The sequence below is a fragment of the Kitasatospora sp. NPDC101155 genome, from assembly GCF_044768305.1.
GTDB lineage: Bacteria > Actinomycetota > Actinomycetes > Streptomycetales > Streptomycetaceae > Kitasatospora.
On sequence record NZ_JBIWPN010000001.1, the window covers coordinates 209398 to 226475 of the forward strand.

Annotated in this window: 18 protein-coding genes and 1 pseudogene; 15 read left to right on the plus strand and 4 right to left on the minus strand. The window is 73.0% G+C overall.

What is annotated here, in order from left to right; genetic code table 11:
* Positions 1-142: 142 nt before the first annotated feature.
* Positions 143-442: a hypothetical protein gene (locus ACIRYZ_RS01020; protein WP_393023636.1), complete on the minus strand. Its 300-nt coding sequence runs from the start codon at positions 440-442 to the stop codon at positions 143-145.
* A 319-nt stretch (positions 443-761) separates the two neighbouring features.
* On the opposite strand from ACIRYZ_RS01020, the gene rpsF reads away from it, so the two are divergent.
* The 4 genes from rpsF (at position 762) to rplI (ending at position 2528) form a co-directional block, all read left to right on the plus strand.
* Complete coding sequence (rpsF, locus tag ACIRYZ_RS01025) at positions 762-1052, plus strand: 30S ribosomal protein S6 (protein ID WP_402937862.1); 291 nt, start codon at positions 762-764, stop codon at positions 1050-1052.
* A gap of 96 nt (positions 1053-1148) precedes the next feature.
* On the plus strand, positions 1149-1748 hold the full coding sequence (locus ACIRYZ_RS01030) for a single-stranded DNA-binding protein (protein WP_402937865.1): 600 nt from the start codon (positions 1149-1151) through the stop codon (positions 1746-1748).
* Between the two features lie 79 nt (positions 1749-1827).
* Positions 1828-2064: a 30S ribosomal protein S18 gene (rpsR, locus tag ACIRYZ_RS01035; RefSeq protein WP_030059640.1), complete on the plus strand. Its 237-nt coding sequence runs from the start codon at positions 1828-1830 to the stop codon at positions 2062-2064.
* 17 nt (positions 2065-2081) lie between these two features.
* Positions 2082-2528, plus strand: a complete 447-nt coding sequence (rplI, locus tag ACIRYZ_RS01040; RefSeq protein WP_270145722.1) for a 50S ribosomal protein L9 — start codon at positions 2082-2084, stop codon at positions 2526-2528.
* 75 nt (positions 2529-2603) lie between these two features.
* Here rplI and ACIRYZ_RS01045 read toward each other — a convergent pair whose 3' ends face one another.
* Complete coding sequence (locus tag ACIRYZ_RS01045; RefSeq protein WP_402937867.1) at positions 2604-3938, minus strand: MATE family efflux transporter; 1335 nt, start codon at positions 3936-3938, stop codon at positions 2604-2606.
* Positions 3939-4390: 452 nt separating this feature from the next.
* Here ACIRYZ_RS01045 and dnaB point away from each other — a divergent pair, with 452 nt between their 5' ends.
* A complete protein-coding gene (gene dnaB / locus ACIRYZ_RS01050; RefSeq protein WP_387613293.1) occupies positions 4391-5986 on the plus strand; it encodes a replicative DNA helicase in 1596 nt (531 codons plus the stop codon).
* Between the two features lie 210 nt (positions 5987-6196).
* Here the strand turns inward: dnaB and manA are convergent, their stop codons facing one another.
* Positions 6197-7396: a mannose-6-phosphate isomerase, class I gene (gene manA, locus ACIRYZ_RS01055; protein ID WP_402937870.1), complete on the minus strand. Its 1200-nt coding sequence runs from the start codon at positions 7394-7396 to the stop codon at positions 6197-6199.
* Positions 7397-7725: 329 nt separating this feature from the next.
* Here manA and ACIRYZ_RS01060 point away from each other — a divergent pair, with 329 nt between their 5' ends.
* On the plus strand, positions 7726-8493 hold the full coding sequence (locus ACIRYZ_RS01060) for a polyprenol monophosphomannose synthase (RefSeq protein ID WP_387613302.1): 768 nt from the start codon (positions 7726-7728) through the stop codon (positions 8491-8493).
* Between the two features lie 88 nt (positions 8494-8581).
* On the opposite strand, the gene ACIRYZ_RS01065 is transcribed toward ACIRYZ_RS01060, so the two are convergent.
* Positions 8582-8992 carry a winged helix-turn-helix transcriptional regulator gene (locus tag ACIRYZ_RS01065; protein WP_393023608.1) on the minus strand — a complete coding sequence of 137 codons (411 nt, stop codon included), beginning with the start codon at positions 8990-8992 and terminating at the stop codon, positions 8582-8584.
* A 108-nt stretch (positions 8993-9100) separates the two neighbouring features.
* Here ACIRYZ_RS01065 and ACIRYZ_RS01070 point away from each other — a divergent pair, with 108 nt between their 5' ends.
* The 9 genes and pseudogenes from ACIRYZ_RS01070 to ACIRYZ_RS01110 all read left to right on the plus strand — a co-directional run bounded on the left by ACIRYZ_RS01070 (position 9101) and on the right by ACIRYZ_RS01110 (position 16838).
* Positions 9101-9748, plus strand: a complete 648-nt coding sequence (locus ACIRYZ_RS01070; RefSeq protein ID WP_402937875.1) for an FMN-dependent NADH-azoreductase — start codon at positions 9101-9103, stop codon at positions 9746-9748.
* A gap of 128 nt (positions 9749-9876) precedes the next feature.
* A complete protein-coding gene (locus ACIRYZ_RS01075) occupies positions 9877-10848 on the plus strand; it encodes an MBL fold metallo-hydrolase (RefSeq protein WP_402937878.1) in 972 nt (323 codons plus the stop codon).
* Positions 10849-10894: 46 nt separating this feature from the next.
* Positions 10895-11476, plus strand: a complete 582-nt coding sequence (locus ACIRYZ_RS01080; protein ID WP_402937881.1) for a molybdenum cofactor guanylyltransferase — start codon at positions 10895-10897, stop codon at positions 11474-11476.
* A 106-nt stretch (positions 11477-11582) separates the two neighbouring features.
* Positions 11583-11864: pseudogene (locus tag ACIRYZ_RS01085) on the plus strand (DUF6457 domain-containing protein); the annotation flags it as partial.
* Complete coding sequence (locus ACIRYZ_RS01090; RefSeq protein WP_402937883.1) at positions 11861-13069, plus strand: molybdopterin molybdotransferase MoeA; 1209 nt, start codon at positions 11861-11863, stop codon at positions 13067-13069. The pseudogene ACIRYZ_RS01085 and the gene ACIRYZ_RS01090, both read left to right, overlap by 4 nt.
* Before the next feature lie 49 nt (positions 13070-13118).
* Complete coding sequence (locus tag ACIRYZ_RS01095; protein ID WP_402937885.1) at positions 13119-14177, plus strand: potassium channel family protein; 1059 nt, start codon at positions 13119-13121, stop codon at positions 14175-14177.
* Between the two features lie 36 nt (positions 14178-14213).
* Positions 14214-15191 (plus strand): NAD(P)H-quinone oxidoreductase, encoded by a 978-nt coding sequence (locus tag ACIRYZ_RS01100; protein WP_393023592.1) that lies wholly within the window; start codon positions 14214-14216, stop codon positions 15189-15191.
* Positions 15192-15329: 138 nt separating this feature from the next.
* On the plus strand, positions 15330-15965 hold the full coding sequence (locus ACIRYZ_RS01105) for a hypothetical protein (protein ID WP_402937888.1): 636 nt from the start codon (positions 15330-15332) through the stop codon (positions 15963-15965).
* 258 nt (positions 15966-16223) lie between these two features.
* Positions 16224-16838: a bacterial proteasome activator family protein gene (locus ACIRYZ_RS01110; protein WP_380608842.1), complete on the plus strand. Its 615-nt coding sequence runs from the start codon at positions 16224-16226 to the stop codon at positions 16836-16838.
* The last annotated feature ends 240 nt before the right edge of the window (positions 16839-17078 follow it).

Consider the following 17078-nt stretch of genomic DNA (forward strand, 5'->3'; position numbering starts at 1 on the left):
GCGGTGGCCCCAGGTTCTCGGGGTGACCCTATCGTCCGGGGTCCGGGGGCTCGCTGCTGCGGGCACGACGGCGCCCCCGTCGCGTACCTGTCTTCTTGCAGATACGCGACGGGGGCGCCGAGGGTTCCGTGGGCCCGCCGGCTCAGCCCACCAGACCGCCGCGGGCGATGCCGAGGTAGAAGCCGATCGCGGAGGCGCCGAGCGTGATCATCAGGACGAAGCGCTCGGCGGTGGTGACCGAGACGTACATGCCCCAGAGCCCCGTGACGATCCCGGCCAGGCCGGTCCACGAGGTCAGCACGTGCAGGTTGTGGAAGAACGAGGTGGTGAAGGCGATCACGCCCAGCACGGCGGTCAGTGCCACCAGGGTGTTCTCGCGGGGGTGCGGGTGGCCGTCGGTGTTCAGCGTGAGCGCGGGCATGCGGTGGACGGACTGGGCCATGAGTCCCACCTCCTGGCGTGGAGACGAACGGGCAGGAATCCCGTTCCGTCCAGATTGCGGCGGTTGGGTCGCTCTCACAACCCCTATGCGTTTTGTTCGGCCGTCCGGGTGCAGGTAGGCTGTGCCGTCTGCACTGGTGTAGTTGTGCCCCCTTCTGCCCTCTTCCGGGCGACATCCTCTTTCGGGTGAGCGGGGGCCGACTGTCGGACCCGGCCGCTACGGTGGGCCGGAGTCGTCACTGCTCCGGTGCCGACGCTACGCACAACCCTCCTGCCACGGAGAGACCGTGGCCGCTGAGTCCAAAGGAGGTGGGTTACTCATGCGTCACTACGAGGTGATGGTCATCCTCGACCCCTCGGTCGAGGAGCGCGCTGTCTCCCCCCTGATCGAGAACTTCCTCACTGTCGTCCGCAACGGCGGCGGCAAGGTGGAGAAGGTCGACACCTGGGGTCGTCGCCGTCTGGCTTACGAGATCAACAAGCAGTCCGAGGGCATCTACTCGGTCATCGACCTGAAGGCCACGCCTGAGCTCGTCAAGGAGCTCGACCGCCAGATGGGTCTGAGCGAGTCGGTTCTGCGGACCAAGGTCCTGCGCCCGGACACCCACTGAGCCACCTCTGAGGCCTTCGGGTCTCGGGTAGCTCGCGACCGTTGTTTCACGTGAAACAGCGGTGAACGGACATCTTCCCGAGAGGTCATCACCACCATGGCAGGCGAGACCGTCATCACCCTCGTCGGCAATCTCGTCGACGACCCCGAGCTGCGTTTCACCCCGTCGGGTGCGGCGGTCGCGAAGTTCCGCATCGCGTCCACCCCCCGCACCTTCGACCGCCAGACGAACGAGTGGAAGGACGGCGAGAGCCTCTTCCTCACGTGCAACGTCTGGCGTCAGCCGGCGGAGAACGTGGCCGAGTCGCTGCAGCGCGGCATGCGCGTCATCGTGCAGGGCCGACTGCGCCAGCGGTCTTACGAGACCAAGGAAGGCGAGAAGCGGACGGTCTTCGAGGTCGAGGTCGACGAGGTCGGCCCGAGCCTGCGCTCGGCGACCGCGAAGGTCACCCGGGCCAACCGGTCCGGTGGCCCCGGTGGTCCCGGCGGCGGCTTCGGCGGCCAGCAGGGTGGCGGCCAGGGCGGCTGGAGCGGCGGTGGCGGCCAGCAGGGCGGCGGCTGGGGTGGAAACTCCGGCGGCGGCCAGTCCGGCCCCTCCGACGACCCGTGGGCGTCCAGCGCCCCGTCCGGTGGCAACCAGGGCGGTGGCTGGGGTGCCCCGTCCGGTGGCGGCTTCTCGGAAGAGCCCCCGTTCTAAGAGCTGACAGATTTCGTGCGGCCCGGCCGTCGGCGTCCCCGGACGCCCGCCGGGCCGTGAACCCCAAATGGAGCACACCATGGCGAAGCCGCCTGCTCGCAAGCCGAAGAAGAAGGTTTGCGTCTTCTGCAAGGACAAGGTCAACTACGTTGACTACAAGGACACGAACCTGCTGCGGAAGTACATCTCCGACCGCGGCAAGATCCGTGCCCGCCGGGTCACCGGCAACTGCACCCAGCACCAGCGTGACGTCGCCACGGCCGTGAAGAACAGCCGTGAGATGGCGCTGCTGCCCTACACCAGCACCGCGCGCTAAGAGAGGGTGACCGAGTAATGAAGATCATCCTCACTCACGAGGTGCCGGGTCTCGGCTCCGCCGGCGAGGTCGTCGAGGTCAAGGACGGCTACGCCCGCAACTACCTGGTCCCGCGTGGCTACGCCATCCGCTGGACCAAGGGTGGTCAGAAGGACGTCGACGCCATCCGTCGCGCCCGCAAGATCCACGAGATCCAGACCCTTGAGGCCGCCAACGAGGTCAAGGGCAAGCTCGAGGGCGTCCAGGTCAAGCTGGCCGTTCGCTCGGGTGACGCCGGCCGTCTGTTCGGTTCGGTGACCCAGTCCGACGTCGTCGAGGCCATCAAGGCCGCCGGCGGCCCGGCTGTGGACAAGCGCGCCGTCGCGATCGCCTCGCCGATCAAGACCGTGGGCACCCACAAGGTCTCGGTCAAGCTGCACTCGGACGTCGTGGCCAACCTCGACGTCGCCGTCGTGGCTGCCTGAGTTCCGTAGCAGTGGCCTGAGGGCCGGACTCCCCCCGGGGAGTCCGGCCCTCGGTCGTTTTCGAGGGGGCGGGCGCTAGCCTCGGACGGCGCCGGTGACCAGCCAGCCGCCGCCGCGGGCGCGGGCCGCCAGGAAGACCGCGCGGACCAGCATGAACAGGTTCATCGCCCACCAGAGCCCGGCCAGCCCGGTGCCGGTGGCCGGAACCGCGGCCGCCGCCGGGGCGAAGACCGCCAGCGTCGCGAGCGCCGCCCAGGCCAGGTACGGGCCGTCGCCGGCGCCCATCAGCACGCCGTCCAGCACGAAGACCAGGCCGGCCACCGGCTGGCTGAGCGCGAGCAGCAGCAGGACGGTGTCCAGCTGTGCCTGCACCGACGGATCGGGCGTGAACAGCGGGACGTACAGCGGGCGGGCGAGCACCACCAGCAGGCCGAGCACCACCCCGGAGCCGACACCCCACTGGACCATCCGCCGGGTGGCGGCCTTGGCGCCCGGGACGTCCGAGGCGCCGAGGTAGCGGCCGATGATGGCCTGCCCGGCGATCGCGATGGCGTCCAGCGCGAAGGCCAGGAGGCTGAACAGCGTCATGGTGATCTGGTGCGCGGCCACCTGGTCGTCGCCGAGCCGGGCGGCCACCGCGGTGGCGATCATCAGCACCCCGCGCAGACTGACGGTCCGGACCAGCAGCGGACCGCCCGCCCTGGCACTGGCCCGGATGCCCGTCGCGTCGGGCCGCAGCGAGGCCCGCTCGCGGCGGGCGCCGCGCACCACCACGGTCAGGTAGACGGCGGCCATCCCGGTCTGCGCCAGCACGGTGCCCCAGGCCGAGCCGGCCACCCCGAGCCCGGCGCCGTACACCAGGCCGACGTTCAGGCCGAGGTTGGCGGCGAAGCCCGCGACCGCCACCAGCAGCGGTGTGCGGGTGTCCTGGAGCCCGCGCAGCACACCGGTGGCGGCCATCACCAGCAGCATCGCCGGGATGCCCAGGGAACTGATCCGCAGGTACGTCACCGCGTACGGCGCGGCGGTCGGCGAGGCGCCCAGGAGGTCGGCCACCCGGGGGGCCAGCAGCAGGGTGAGCAGGACCACCGGGACGGCCAGCCCGAGGGCGAGCCAGAGGCCGTCGACCCCCTGCTGGACGGCGCCCCGGCGGTCCCCGGCGCCGATCCGGCGGGCCACCGCAGCGGTGGTGGCGTAGGCGAGGAAGACGAACACGCCGGTCGCGGTGGTGAGCGCGGCGGAGGCGACGCCGACCCCGGCGAGCTGGGGGGTGCCGAGGTGGCCGACGATCGCCGAGTCGGCCATCAGGAACAGTGGCTCGGCGACCAGTGCGCCGAAGGCCGGGATCGCCAGGGCGAGGATCTCGCGGTCGTGTCGGCGTATGGAGGGCTCGGTGGGGGCGGCGGTCATGGGCTCCAGGGTACTCATCCACAGGTAATGACTGCTAGCCGATTGCAGTCATTACTCGATACCTTGAGCGACGAGCTCCGTCCGCTGTGCGCCCACAGCCGTTCGGAGGTGTGTGAAGAATTTCTCATGCACAGGCCCGGCAAGAGGTAATCGCAGGTCAGCCGGTTGACGGTGGATCGATCGTCCGGTTATCCACAGGAGCTTCCACAGGGGTGTCCACAGCTTTGCGGCAGTTCTCCACAGCCCAGGGCCACTCGTCCACACCCCCTGTGGATAACCGCCTTGGCGCAAGGGCTCCCGGCGCCTTAGCGTGGGCTCTCCGCCCGACACTCCCGCCCGCCTCGGCGTCCGATTTGTCGGTGCCGTGGCGTACAAAGAGGAGCGGATCCGCTCCACCCAGCCACCGGCAAGGCCCGCTCCAACTCGCACCACTCGCTGATCGGGGAACACGCGTGACCGGCCCCCAGTACGACGACCACGACGCCCCGCCGCCGGAGGAGGACTGGCAGACCGCCGAGGACCCCTTCCCGGTCGGCGCCTTCGACGACGCCCCCTTCCCGGACGGGCCCGGCGACCGGCTCCCGGTCTCCCGCAACCGCGGCGGTCAGGGTGGCCAGGGTGGCGGCCGGGGCGAGGGTTTCCGCAAGGGCGGTGGCTTCAAGAAGGGTGACCGCCGGGACGACCGCGACCGCCGCGAGGACGAGGGCCAGGGCGGCGTCGACGGCTTCGAGCGCGTTCCCCCGCAGGACCTCGCCGCCGAGCAGTCCGTCCTGGGCGGCATGCTGCTGTCCAAGGACGCCATCGCCGACGTCGTCGAGGTGCTCAAGCCGGCCGACTACTACCGGCCCGCGCACGAGATGGTCCACGGCGCGATCCTCGACCTCTACGCCCGCGGCGAGCCGGCCGACCCGATCACCGTGGCCGGCGAGCTGACCAAGCGCGGCGAGCTGCAGCGCGTCGGCGGCGCCTCCTACCTGCACACCCTGGTCAACTCCGTCCCGACCGCGGCCAACGCCGAGTACTACGCCCAGATCGTCCACGAGCGGGCCGTGCTGCGCCGTCTGGTCGAGGCCGGTACCCGGATCGCCGGCATGGGCTACGCGGCCGAGGGCGACGTGGACGAGATCGTCAACGCCGCCCAGGCGGAGATCTACGCCGTCACCGAGCAGCGCACCAACGAGGACTACGCGCCGCTGGCCGACATCATGGAGGGCGCCCTCGACGAGATCGAGGCGATCGGCTCCCGGCAGGGCCAGATGTCCGGCGTGCCCACCGGCTTCGCCGACTTCGACCAGCTCACCAACGGCCTGCACCCCGGTCAGATGATCGTCATCGCGGCCCGTCCCGCCATGGGTAAGTCCACCCTCGCGCTGGACTTCGCCCGGGCCTGCTCGATCCACCACAAGCTGCCGAGCGTGATCTTCTCGCTCGAAATGGGCCGCAACGAGATCGCCATGCGTCTGCTCTCCGCCGAGGCCCGGGTCGCGCTGCACCACATGCGCTCCGGGAACATGACGGACGACGACTGGACCCGGGTCGCCCGCCGGATGCCCGACGTCAGCGAGGCGCCGCTGTTCATCGACGACTCGCCGAACCTGTCGATGATGGAGATCCGCGCCAAGTGCCGCCGGCTCAAGCAGCGCAACGACATCAAGCTGATCGTGATCGACTACCTCCAGCTGATGCAGTCCGGCGGCTCCCGCCGGGCCGAGAACCGCCAGCAGGAGGTCTCGGACATGTCCCGTAACCTCAAGCTGCTGGCCAAGGAGCTGGAAGTCCCGGTCATCGCGCTCTCGCAGCTGAACCGTGGTCCCGAGCAGCGCACCGACAAGCGGCCGATGGTCTCGGACCTGCGTGAGTCCGGCTCCATCGAGCAGGACGCCGACATGGTCATCCTGCTGCACCGCGAGGACGCGTACGAGAAGGAGTCGCCGCGCGCGGGCGAGGCCGACCTGATCGTCGCCAAGCACCGTAACGGTCCGACCGCCACCATCACCGTGGCCTTCCAGGGCCACTACTCGCGCTTCGTCGACATGACCCGGGACTGAGCCCGTCGGTCAGTCGTACGCGGAGCTCCCGTGGTGGAGCCGTCGCCGCGCCCGCGGCACCGGCCCGGGGCGTACCGGCCCCGGTGGCTCCGACCGAGCCGAGGGTTCCCGCCGGGGCGGGTTCGCGCAGCGGCTGAGCGGCTCGCGGCAGACATCGAGGGCCTGTACCCCGGCCGGGGTACAGGCCCTTCGTCGGTCCGGGGCGCCGGGTCAGATGCTGACGGTGGCGCGGAAGAGCGTGCTGCCGGTGCCGGTGAGGCGGGTCGGGGCGCCGGTGGCCGGGAGGAAGGCCGACTGGCCGCGGGCGAGGTCCAGGGCGGTGCCGTCGGTGGCGGTGAGCCGTACCGCGCCCTCGGTGCAGAGCAGGATCTGCGGGGTGCGGCCGTCGATCTCGCGCTCGACGCCGTCCAGCTCGAAGCGGGAGAGCCGGAACTCGTCGACCGGGACGGGGTAGAGCTGCTCGCCGGGAGTCTCCGCGACGGGGACGGGACGGACGACCCTGGCCGCGTCGGGCTCGAAGACCACGATCTTCAGCAGCTCCGGCACGTCGATGTGCTTGGGGGTGAGACCGGCCCGCAGCACGTTGTCGGAGTTGGCCTGCAGTTCGACGCAGACGCCGGACAGGTAGGCGTGCGGCACCCCGGCGCCCAGGTAGAGCGCCTCGCCGGCACGCAGCCGGACGTGGTTGAGCAGGAAGGCCGCGATCAGGCCGCGGTCCTCCGGGAAGTCCTTGGCGATCCGGGCGTACGGGGCGTATTCCCAGTCCGGGTCGCCGTCGTCGCTCTCCGCCAGCGCCTGGGTGGTCTCCCGGGCGATCCGCTCGGCGGTCCGGTCGTCCATGGTGAGGACGGCGGCCAGGGCTCCGCGCAGCGCCTCGGCCTCGTCCTCGACGGACAGCAGGTCGATCAGCGGGGCGTGCCCGGGCACCGAGAGCCCGGCCATCAGCCCGGCCGCCTCGGCGGGCCGGCGGAAGCCGCACAGGCCCTCGAACTCGCCCAGCGCGCAGACCATTTCGGGCTTGTGGTTGTCGTCGCGGTAGCTGCGCTCGGGGGCGTTCAGCGGGATCCCGCGGGCGTTCTCGGCGGCGAAGCCGGCCCGGGCCTGGTCCGGCGTGGGGTGCGCCTGGATGGACAGCGGGATGCCCGCGGCGAGCACCTTGAACAGGAACGGCAGGGTCGGGCCGAACCTGGCCACGCTCGCCGCGCCGAGCTCGCCCTCGGGGTCGGCCGCGATCAGCTCGTCCAGCCGCCGCGGGCCCTCGCCGCGGTCGGCGTGGGACGGGTCGCCGGGGTGGGCGCCCATCCACAGCTCTGCCTGCGGTTCGCCGGTCGGCTGCTGCCCCAGCAGCTCGGGCAGGGCCGTGAGCGACCCCCAGGCATACGGGCGGACGGTGTTGACGAGCCTGTCCATGCGCGCGGTCCTACTCCTTCGCTGTCTGGGCGGGTCTGCCGGATCGCCGAGGCGGGCCCGGCGGTGCGGGGGGTCCGGGCACGGGGCAAGGGCATCGACCCTAGCCCACCTGCCGTACCCACGGGCAAACGGTGGTCATCCGGTGGGAGTGCCGTGGTCGGACCGGTGGTTCCCGGGCGCGGTAGTAGGATGCCAGGACGCAGTAGTCCCAGCCCCGCACAGCATTCTCCACCGTGGTCAACCCGTCGGCGGGCTGTCGGCGGGACCGCGTTCCAGAGTGCGGGCGACGGTGTTCTGATACTCCCCGCCATCGGCCGAGAGGTTTGTACGTGACCGTGAACCAGCAGAGTTTTGCTGATCTCGGCAGGGTCCTGGTGATCATCCCGACCTACAACGAGGCGGAGAACGTCGAGCGGATCGTCGGCCGGGTCCGCGCCTCGGTGCCCGAGGCGCACGTGCTGGTCGCCGACGACAACAGCCCCGACGGCACCGGCGAGCTGGCCGACAAGCTGGCCGCCGAGGACCAGAACGTGCACGTCATGCACCGCAAGGGCAAGGAGGGCCTGGGCGCCGCCTACCTCGCGGGCTTCCGCTGGGGCATCGACAACGGCTACGACGTCCTGGTCGAGATGGACGCGGACGGCTCGCACCAGCCCGAGGAGCTGGACCGGCTGCTGGGCGCGCTGCGCGGCGCCGACCTGGTGCTCGGCTCGCGCTGGGTGCCGGGCGGCCGGGTGGTGAACTGGCCGAAGTCGCGCCTGCTGCTTTCGCGTGGCGGCTCCACCTACTCGCGGCTGATGCTGGGCGTGCCGATCCGGGACGTCACCGGCGGCTACCGGGCCTTCCGCAAGGAGACCCTGCAGGGGCTGGGCATGGACCAGGTGGCTTCGGCCGGGTACTGCTTCCAGGTCGACCTGGCCTGGCGCACGGTGAAGGCCGGGTTCAAGGTCGCCGAGGTGCCGATCACCTTCGTCGAGCGCGAGCTGGGCGCGTCCAAGATGAGCCGCAACATCGTGATCGAGGCGCTCTGGCGGGTCACCTCCTGGGGTGTCGCCGACCGGGTGGCCCGACTGCGTGGTCGCCTGACCAAGCGCTGAGTCCTGGGCGAAGGGCCCGTCCGCCGGTTTCCGGCGGGCGGGCCCTTCGTCGTGTCCGGGGGTTTTCGGCTGCTGCGGCCCGGGCCGGTCAGCAGCCGCCCTTGAGGGCGCTCTCCGGCAGGTAGCGGTCGGCCCAGACGGCCAGTTCGGTGAGTGCGGGCTTCAGCGCGATGCCGCCCTCGGTGAGCCGGTAGCTGACCCGCAGCGGCGGGCCCGCGTCGACCTCACGGACGAGCATCCCGGCCTCGGCCAGCTCGGACAGCCGGTCGGAGAGCATCCGCTCGCTGATGCCCGGGATCGCGCGGCGCAGCTCGGAGAAGTAGGCCGGGCCGCTCTGGGCGAGCACGCCCAGCAGCAGGCCGGTCCAGCGCTTCCCGAGCAGGGTGAACACCCGGGTGAGGGCCAGCTCGACGTTGCCGCAGCCGCCCTGCTCCCCGGCGGCGGCGCACGCCTCCACGGCGGTGGGCGCCCCATCGGTCACTACCTCGTGCTCGGCCATGGCATCCAGACTACTCGACCTGTCACTAGTGACTGCAGAAAAGTAAGCTGCTACGGTACTTGCAGCTGCAGCGAAAACAGTAGCTACTTATTCTCTGGAGGTCCCGCCATGCCCACGCTTCTGCACATCGACTCCTCCGCGGTCGCCGACGGCTCCGTCTCCCGCGAGGTCACGGCCGCCTTCCGGGCCGCCTGGCTGGCCGAGCACCCCGAGGGCACGGTGATCTACCGGGACCTCGCCGTCGACCAGATCCCGCACCTGGACGTCCACGGCATCACCAGCGGGTTCGTCCCGGCCGAGGGCCGCAGCGCCGAGCAGAGCGCCGCCTTCGCGCTGCGCGACGAGCTGATGGTCGAGCTGGAGGGCGCCGACGCCGTGCTGATCGGCACCCCGATGTACAACTTCACGATCCCGTCGACCCTCAAGGCCTGGCTGGACCAGGTGATCCTGATGGGTCGCACGGCCGGCGAGGAGCCCTCCGCCAAGGGCACCCCGGTCACCGTGGTCGCCGCCCGCGGCGGCTCGTACGCGCCCGGCGCCCCGCGCGAGCCGTACGAGTTCGTCACCACCTACCTGGAGAAGGTGCTGACCGGCATGCTCGGGCTGGAGGTCGACTTCATCGTCCCGGAGTTCACCCTGGCCGGGGCCGTTCCGGCGATGGCCGACTTCGTGCCGAAGGCCGCCGAGTCCAAGGCGCAGGCGCTGGAGCAGGCCGCCCGCCGCGGCAAGGAGACCGCCGCCCGCGCCGCGGTGTGAGCCGGCTGAGCCGCGTGAGCCGCGTCGGAAGGCGCGCCCCGCCGGGCGCGCCTTCCGCGCGATCGGCCGCCGGTACTCCCATGCTGTAGGGCGCAGGGAGTCCGACCGCCGACCAGAGGGAGCAGCCCGTGACGTCGTCCCCGCCCGAGGAGAGCGCCGGTGCGGACCGGGCGGACGCCGAGCCCGCTGCGACCGACCCCGGGGTGGCCGGCGCCGCCGCGCAGGCCGAACGGCCCGCGCGACCGCTGGAGGTCGCCGTCTTCACCGGTCCCGAGTCGGCCTTCTTCACCACCTCCACGCTGATCATCGGCGAGCGGACCGCGATCCTGGTGGACGCCCAGCTCACCCGCAGCGCCGGGCGGGAACTGGCCGAGTGGGTCGCGGGCAAGGGCCGCCGGCTGCTCGCCATCGTGGTCACCCACCAGCACCCCGACCACTACTTCGGCGCCGAGGAGGTGCTGAAGCTCTTCCCGGACGCCCAGCTGCTGGCCGCGCCGGCGGTGGTCGAGGGCATCCGGCGCACCGTCGCCGCCAAGGTCGCGCAGTGGAAGCCGGTGTACGGCGACGACATCCCCGACCACCCGCTGGTCCCGGCCCCGCTGCTGCCGCAGCCGCTGATGCTCGACCGCCAGGTGATCCCGGTGCTGCTGCTCGGCCAGGCAGACTGCGGGGAGTCCTCGGTCGTCCACGTGCCCGGCATCCGGACCGTGATCGCCGGGGACTTCGTCGGCAACGGCACCCACGTGTGGACCGCCGACACCACCCCGGCCCAGCGCGCCACCTGGGGGCGCAACCTCGGCCGGATCGCCGACCTCGGGGTGGAGCGGGTGATCGCCGGACACCGCGCCCCCGAACAGGGCGACGACGCGGCCCGGGTGCTCGCCTTCACCGGGGAGTACCTGCGGGACTTCGACCGGGCGCTGGCCGCGCACCCGGCCGACCCGGAGGCGCTGGTCACGGCGATGAACGAGCGGTACGGGGGGCTGACCCTGCCGTCCTTCCTGGAGCTGGGCGCGGCGGCGAACACCGCCCGGGCGGCGGCGGAGGCGGAGGACGGGATCATCGACGCGGAGATCGTCGAGGACGACCCGGCCGAGTAGTGCCCGGCCGGGTAGGGCCCGGCGCGGCCGGGCGGATACTGGCCGCATGACGCCGTACGACGTGATCGTTCCCGCGGGTGGGGCCGCCTGCCGCCTCGGCGGGGTCGACAAGCCCGGTCTGACCGTGGGGGAGACCACCCTGCTCGACCGGGTGCTCGCCGCCTGCACGGGCGCCCGCACCACCGTGGTGGTCGGTCGCGCTCGGCCGACCGCGCGCGACGGGGTCCGGTGGACCAGGGAGCAGCCGCCCGGCGGCGGGCCGGTCGCCGCCGTCGCGGCCGGGCTCGACCTGGTCACCGCGGACACCGTGCTGCTGTTCGCCGCCGACCTGCCCTTCCTGGACCGGAGGACGGTGGACCGGCTGGTCGGTGCCCTCGACGCGGCCGACCCGACCGTGGCGGCCACCGTCCTGGTCGACGCCGGCGGACGCGAGCAGCCGCTCGCCGCCGCCTACCGGACCGCCCCGCTGCGGGCCGCGCTGGCCGGGCTCGGCGACCCGGACGGGCTGCCGCTGCGCCGGCTTGTCGGAGGGCTGTCCCGGCTGCTGGTGGCCGACACCGACAACGTCGCGTACGACTGCGACACCTGGGAGGACCTGGAGCAGGCCCGGGAGCGGGAGAAGTCCTGAGGGTTCGCCGCGCGGCGGTCGGCAGGAACCTCACGGGGTCCGTCGTCGGCCGGTGAGGGAAACGACGCGCCTTGCACACGGGGTGAACACCTCGGGGAAACCGCCGATCAGGCAGCATGGGCGCATGGAGCGCACGCTGGAAGACTGGATCGCCGAGGTCAAGGCCGACCTGGGTATCGACCTGGACGTGGACGTCCGGGGCCTGCTCGACATGGCCCGGGTGGTCGCGCACGGGGTCGCCCGGCCGGCCGCGCCGCTGACCGCCTTCCTGATCGGCTACGCGGCCGCGCAGCAGGGCGGCGGGTCGCAGGCCGTGGCCGAGGCGTCCCGGCGGACCACGGCGCTCGCCGAGAGCTGGAGCGCCGCCGCCGGGCCGGGCGAGCCGTGAGCGAGCTCGGGCGGACCACCGTGGCCACCCCGTCCACCGGCCCCGGCCTGCTGAGCTGGCCGCGGGCCCGGGAGACCGCGCGTCGGGCCGGGCTGCGCCCGCTGCCGGTGATCGGGCTGCCGCTGGCCGAGACGCTCGGCCACACCCTCGCCGAACCGCTGGGCGCGCTGACCGACCTGCCCGCCTTCGACACCTCCGCGATGGACGGCTGGGCGGTCGCCGGTCCCGGGCCCTGGCGGGTCGCCGGGCGGGTGCTGGCCGGCCGCACCGAGGCGACGCCGCTGGCCGACGGCAGTGCCGTCGAGATCGCCACGGGGGCCCAACTTCCGCCCGGCGCCACCGCCGTACTGCGCCGCGAGCACGGTCGGACGGACGGCGTGCTGCTGCACGACCGCGGCCCGCAGCAGCTGACCACCGGTCAGGACGTCCGCCCGCGCGGCCAGGAGTGCCGCCGGGGCGAGGAGCTGCTGCCGGCCGGGACGGTGATCGGCCCGGCGGTGCTCGGCCTGGCTGCGGCCTGCGGCCACGACCGGCTCGCCGTGCGCCGCCGTCCGGTGGTCCAACTGCTGGTGCTGGGAGACGAGTTGCTCGCCTCCGGGATTCCCGGGCCGGGGCTGGTCCGGGACGCGCTCGGTCCGTTTCTGCCGCCCTGGCTGCGGGCGGCCGGTGCGGAGGTGGCCGAAGTCCGGTGCGTCCGCGACGACTTCGGGCTGCTGCGGGACGCGCTGCGGCACTCCACCGCCGACGTCGTGGTGACCACCGGCGGGACGGCTGCCGGGCCGGTGGACTTTCTGCACCGGGCGCTCGCCGAGTCCGGTGCCCGGCTGCTGGTGGACGGCGTCGCCGTGCGGCCCGGGCACCCCATGCTGCTGGCCGAACTCCCTGGCGGGCGCCACCTGGTGGGCCTGCCGGGCAACCCGCTGGCCGCGGTCGCCGGGATGGTCACGCTCGCCCTGCCGCTGCTGCGCGCCCTCGTCGGGCGGTCCGTCGCCGCCCCCGCGCTCGCGTCGGCGGCCGTGCTGCTGCCCGGGCACCCGGTGGACACCCGGCTGCAGCCGGTGCGGCGCACCGTCGAGGGAGTCGTACCGCTCGCCTTCGACGGGCCCGCGATGCTGCGCGGCCTGGCCCGGGCGGAGGCGCTGGCCGTGGTCCCGCCTGGCGGGGCGGCGGCCGGGCAGGCCGTCGAGCTGGTGGAGGCGCCGTGAGCGAGCGGTGGAGTCTCCCCCGGCCTCCGGCCGGGGGAGAGGTGGGCGCATGAGTCGGTTGCGGCGGATCTCGGCGCCGGGGACCGAACCGTGGGCGGACGCCGGGATCGTGCTGCCCGCCCGGCGGACCGCGCCGGCGCTCCGGCAGGTCGGCTCGCGGCTGCTGCTGGCGCTGGCCGTCCTGGTCGCCACCTCGGTGATCGTGTACCTCGACCGGGGCGGCTACCACGACAACGCGGGCGGCGAACTCAGCTTCCTGGACGCGGCGTACTACGCCACCGTGACACTCTCCACCACCGGGTACGGCGACATCACCCCGTTCAGCGACAGCGCCCGGCTCACCAACATCTTCGTGATCACCCCGCTGCGCGTGCTGTTCCTGATCATCCTGGTCGGCACCACGTTGGAGGTGCTCACCGAACGGACCCGTCTGCAATGGCGGTTGAACCGCTGGAGGTCCACCGTGCGCGAGCACACCGTCGTCATCGGCTTCGGGACGAAGGGGCGCAGCGCCGTCGACACCCTGCTCGGACAGGGGGTGAAGAAGGAGGAGATCGTCGTCGTCGACCCGCAGCGCAAGGTGATCGAGTACGCCTCGCAGCACGGCCTGGTCGGGGTGGTCGGCGACGCGACCCGGACCGACACCCTGGTGCGGGCCGCCCTGCCCACCGCGGCCCGGGTGGTGGTCGCGCCCGAGCGGGACGACACCGCCGTGCTGATCACCCTGACGGCGCGGCAGTTGAACAAGGCCGCCACCGTGGTCGCGGCGGTGCGGGAGGACGAGAACGCGCCGCTGCTGCGGCAGAGCGGCGCCGACGTCGTGGTCACCAGCTCCAGTTCGGCCGGGCGGCTGCTCGGGCTGTCGATGCTCAGCCCGCACGCCGGAGCGGTGATGGAGGACCTGCTGACGTACGGGAACGGGCTGGACGTGGTGGAGCGGCCGGTCACCCGGGCCGAGGCCGGGCACAGTCCGCGCGAGTGCGCGGACCTGGTGGTCGCGGTGGTCCGGGGCCGACGGGTGCTCAACTACACCGAGCCGGAGGCCGCCGTGCTGCAGCTGACCGACCGGGTGATCGTCATCAAGTCGACCGACAGGCGAGGGGCCTGACCCCCGAACTGCCGTGAGTCGCAGTAGGTTCGGGGCATGTATGCGATGACGATTCCCGTACCCGGCGGCCCCGAGGCACTGGTGTGGGCCGAGGTGCCCGATCCGGTGCCCGGCGAGGGCGAGGTCCTGGTCGAGGTGGCGGCCACCGCCGTCAACCGGGCCGACCTGCTTCAGCGGCAGGGCTTCTACAACCCGCCGCCCGGCGCCTCGCCCTACCCGGGGCTGGAGTGCGCCGGGCGGATCGTCGCGCTCGGGCCGGGGGTGTCCGGCTGGGCGGTCGGCGACGAGGTGTGCGCGCTGCTGGCCGGCGGCGGGTACGCGCAGCGGGTCGCGGTGCCGAGCGGGCAGCTGCTGCCGATGCCGAAGGGGCTGAGCGCGGAGCAGGCCGCGGCGCTGCCGGAGGTGGCCTGCACGGTCTGGTCCAACGTGTTCCTCACGGCTCACCTGCGGCCCGGTGAGACGGTACTGCTGCACGGCGGCGCGAGCGGCATCGGAACGATGGCGATCCAGCTGGGCAAGGCGGTCGGCGCGCGGGTCGCGGTGACGGCGGGCAGCGCGGAGAAGCTGGCCCGGTGCGTCGAGCTGGGCGCGGACATCGCGATCGACTACCGCGAGCAGGACTTCGTCGAGGTGCTCCGGGAGGCCACCGACGGGGCCGGGGCGGACGTGATCCTGGACATCATGGGCGCCAAGTACCTGCAGCGGAACGTGGACGCGCTGGCGGTCAACGGACGGCTGGTGATCATCGGGCTGCAGGGCGGGGTGAAGGGCGAGCTCGACCTCAACGCGCTGCTGCGCAAGCGGGCGGCGGTGATCGCCACCAACCTGCGCGGGCGGCCGCTGGCGGAGAAGGCGGCGATCGTGGCGGCGGTGCGGGAGCACGTGTGGCCGCTGGTCGAGTCCGGCGTGGTGAAGCCGGTGGTGGACCGGGTGCTGCCGCTGGTCGAGGCCGGTGCGGGGCACCGGGTGCTGGAGGCGGGGGAGCAGGTCGGGAAGGTCGTGCTGAAGGCCTGAGCGGCGGGTCCGCGGGGCGGCGGGGTGGCCCGGGTTGTCCGAAATGCCGCATTAGGCGGAATGTGTGAGGCTGGTCCGGAGCTGTCCCGCCGCCGGCCTTGCCTCCGGGCGCGGTCGGCCGTCGGAAGGACTCCGACCGTGGCCGCACCATTCCACTCATCCCTCGGGCCGCTGCCCGCCGCGCCGCACCACCGTCGTACCCACCGCACCCAGAGGCTGTTCGTGGTGGCCGTGCTGGGGCTGATGCTCCCGCTGGCCGTCGCGACGGCGGCCCCCGCGACGACGACCGTCGCGGGGGCCCTGTCGGACACCGGGCTGAGCGTCGGGGCGGAGCCCTCGGCCGCACGGCCGCAGCATCAGGGGCCCAGGCAGCGCCGGGCCGCCGGCGACTTCCCCCGTGCCCACCGCCACCGCCTGGCCTCGGCGCCGGAGCGCCCCGGCGCGGCGGTCGAGCAGGCGCCGGACCAGGCCGTCCAGCAGCCTCCCGCGCAGGCCCCGGAGCAGGTCCGGGACCAGGCCCCCGGCCGGGCCCAGGACCGGAGCTTCGAGGCCGACCGCCCGGACAGCGACGCGGGCTCCCCGGCCCCCGCCGACCCCACCGCCCCGGACACCGTCACGGGCGCCTCCGACCAGCCCGTCGCAGCCCCCGCTGTCCCCGCCGTCCTCCCGGCACGCTGGCAGGACCCCTCCACCCTCCAGCTCCCCCTGGGCGTCGGCCTCGGCCTGATCGGCTGCGGCCTCGGACTGATCGGCCTCCGCCTGCGGAAGGGCTGAACCGGGGCCCGCTTCGCCCCGCTTCGGCCCGTCGAGAACACTCCTCCGGCCCTGCCGGAGGTGGAGGTTCGGTGCGGGTTCCGGGGCGGGCTCCTGGGGGCCGTGCGGCGGGAGTCGGTCGGGGTGGGGCGGGAACTGAGTATCCGTACGGATTCCCGCGCGGGGCGTGGGGGCGTACCGTCGTGACGGGGTGGCGCAGGACGGCGGGACGAACGGGGGCTTCCGCCCGACCAACCCCAGTGAGAGAGAATGTTGTTCATGACGAATCCGATGAACGAGCGCTCGTCGCAGGAGCCCTTCCGGGCCGCCGGCGGGCAGTCGCAGGACGGCCAGAAGGTGCTGATCGTCGGACCGGACGGGCTGCCGGTGGGCCAGGGGTTCGCCGGGCCGGCGGGAGACGGGGACGACGAGGGCGACCTCCCGCGTGAGCTCCCGGTGACCGAGATGGTCGAGCAGCCCGCCAAGGTCATGCGCATCGGCAGCATGATCAAGCAGCTGCTGGAGGAGGTCCGGGCCGCGCCTCTCGACGAGGCCAGCCGGGCCCGGCTGAAGGACATCCACGCCAGCTCGATCAAGGAGCTGGAGCTCGGGCTGGCCCCGGAGCTGGTCGCCGAGCTGGAGCGGCTGTCGCTGCCGTTCACCGAGGACAGCATCCCGACCGAGGCCGAGCTGCGGATCGCCCAGGCCCAGCTGGTGGGCTGGCTGGAGGGCCTGTTCCACGGCATCCAGACCGCCCTGTTCGCCCAGCAGATGGCCGCGCGGGCCCAGCTGGAGCAGATGCGCCGCGCCCTGCCGCCCGGTCTGCACGGCGGCGAGCCGGACGAGGAGGACCCTGGTCACGGCCGCGGCATCCGTTCCGGCCCCTACCTCTAGACCGCAGCCTGTGGACCACAGCCTGTAGGCCGTCGCCGGACCGGACGTACCGCGACGATCCGCCCCGGGTCACAGCGCCGTGGAGGGGCGCCGACGGCCCGGGGCCAGGATCGGCCCTGCACCGATCACCGTCGGCGAGAGCCGATACCCTGACCCCTGTCGCCGGCCGGTCGAGCCGCCGCGACAGGGGTCCGCCAGGCCAGCGGGCCGGGCCCACCACGCACGGACGAGACCGAACGT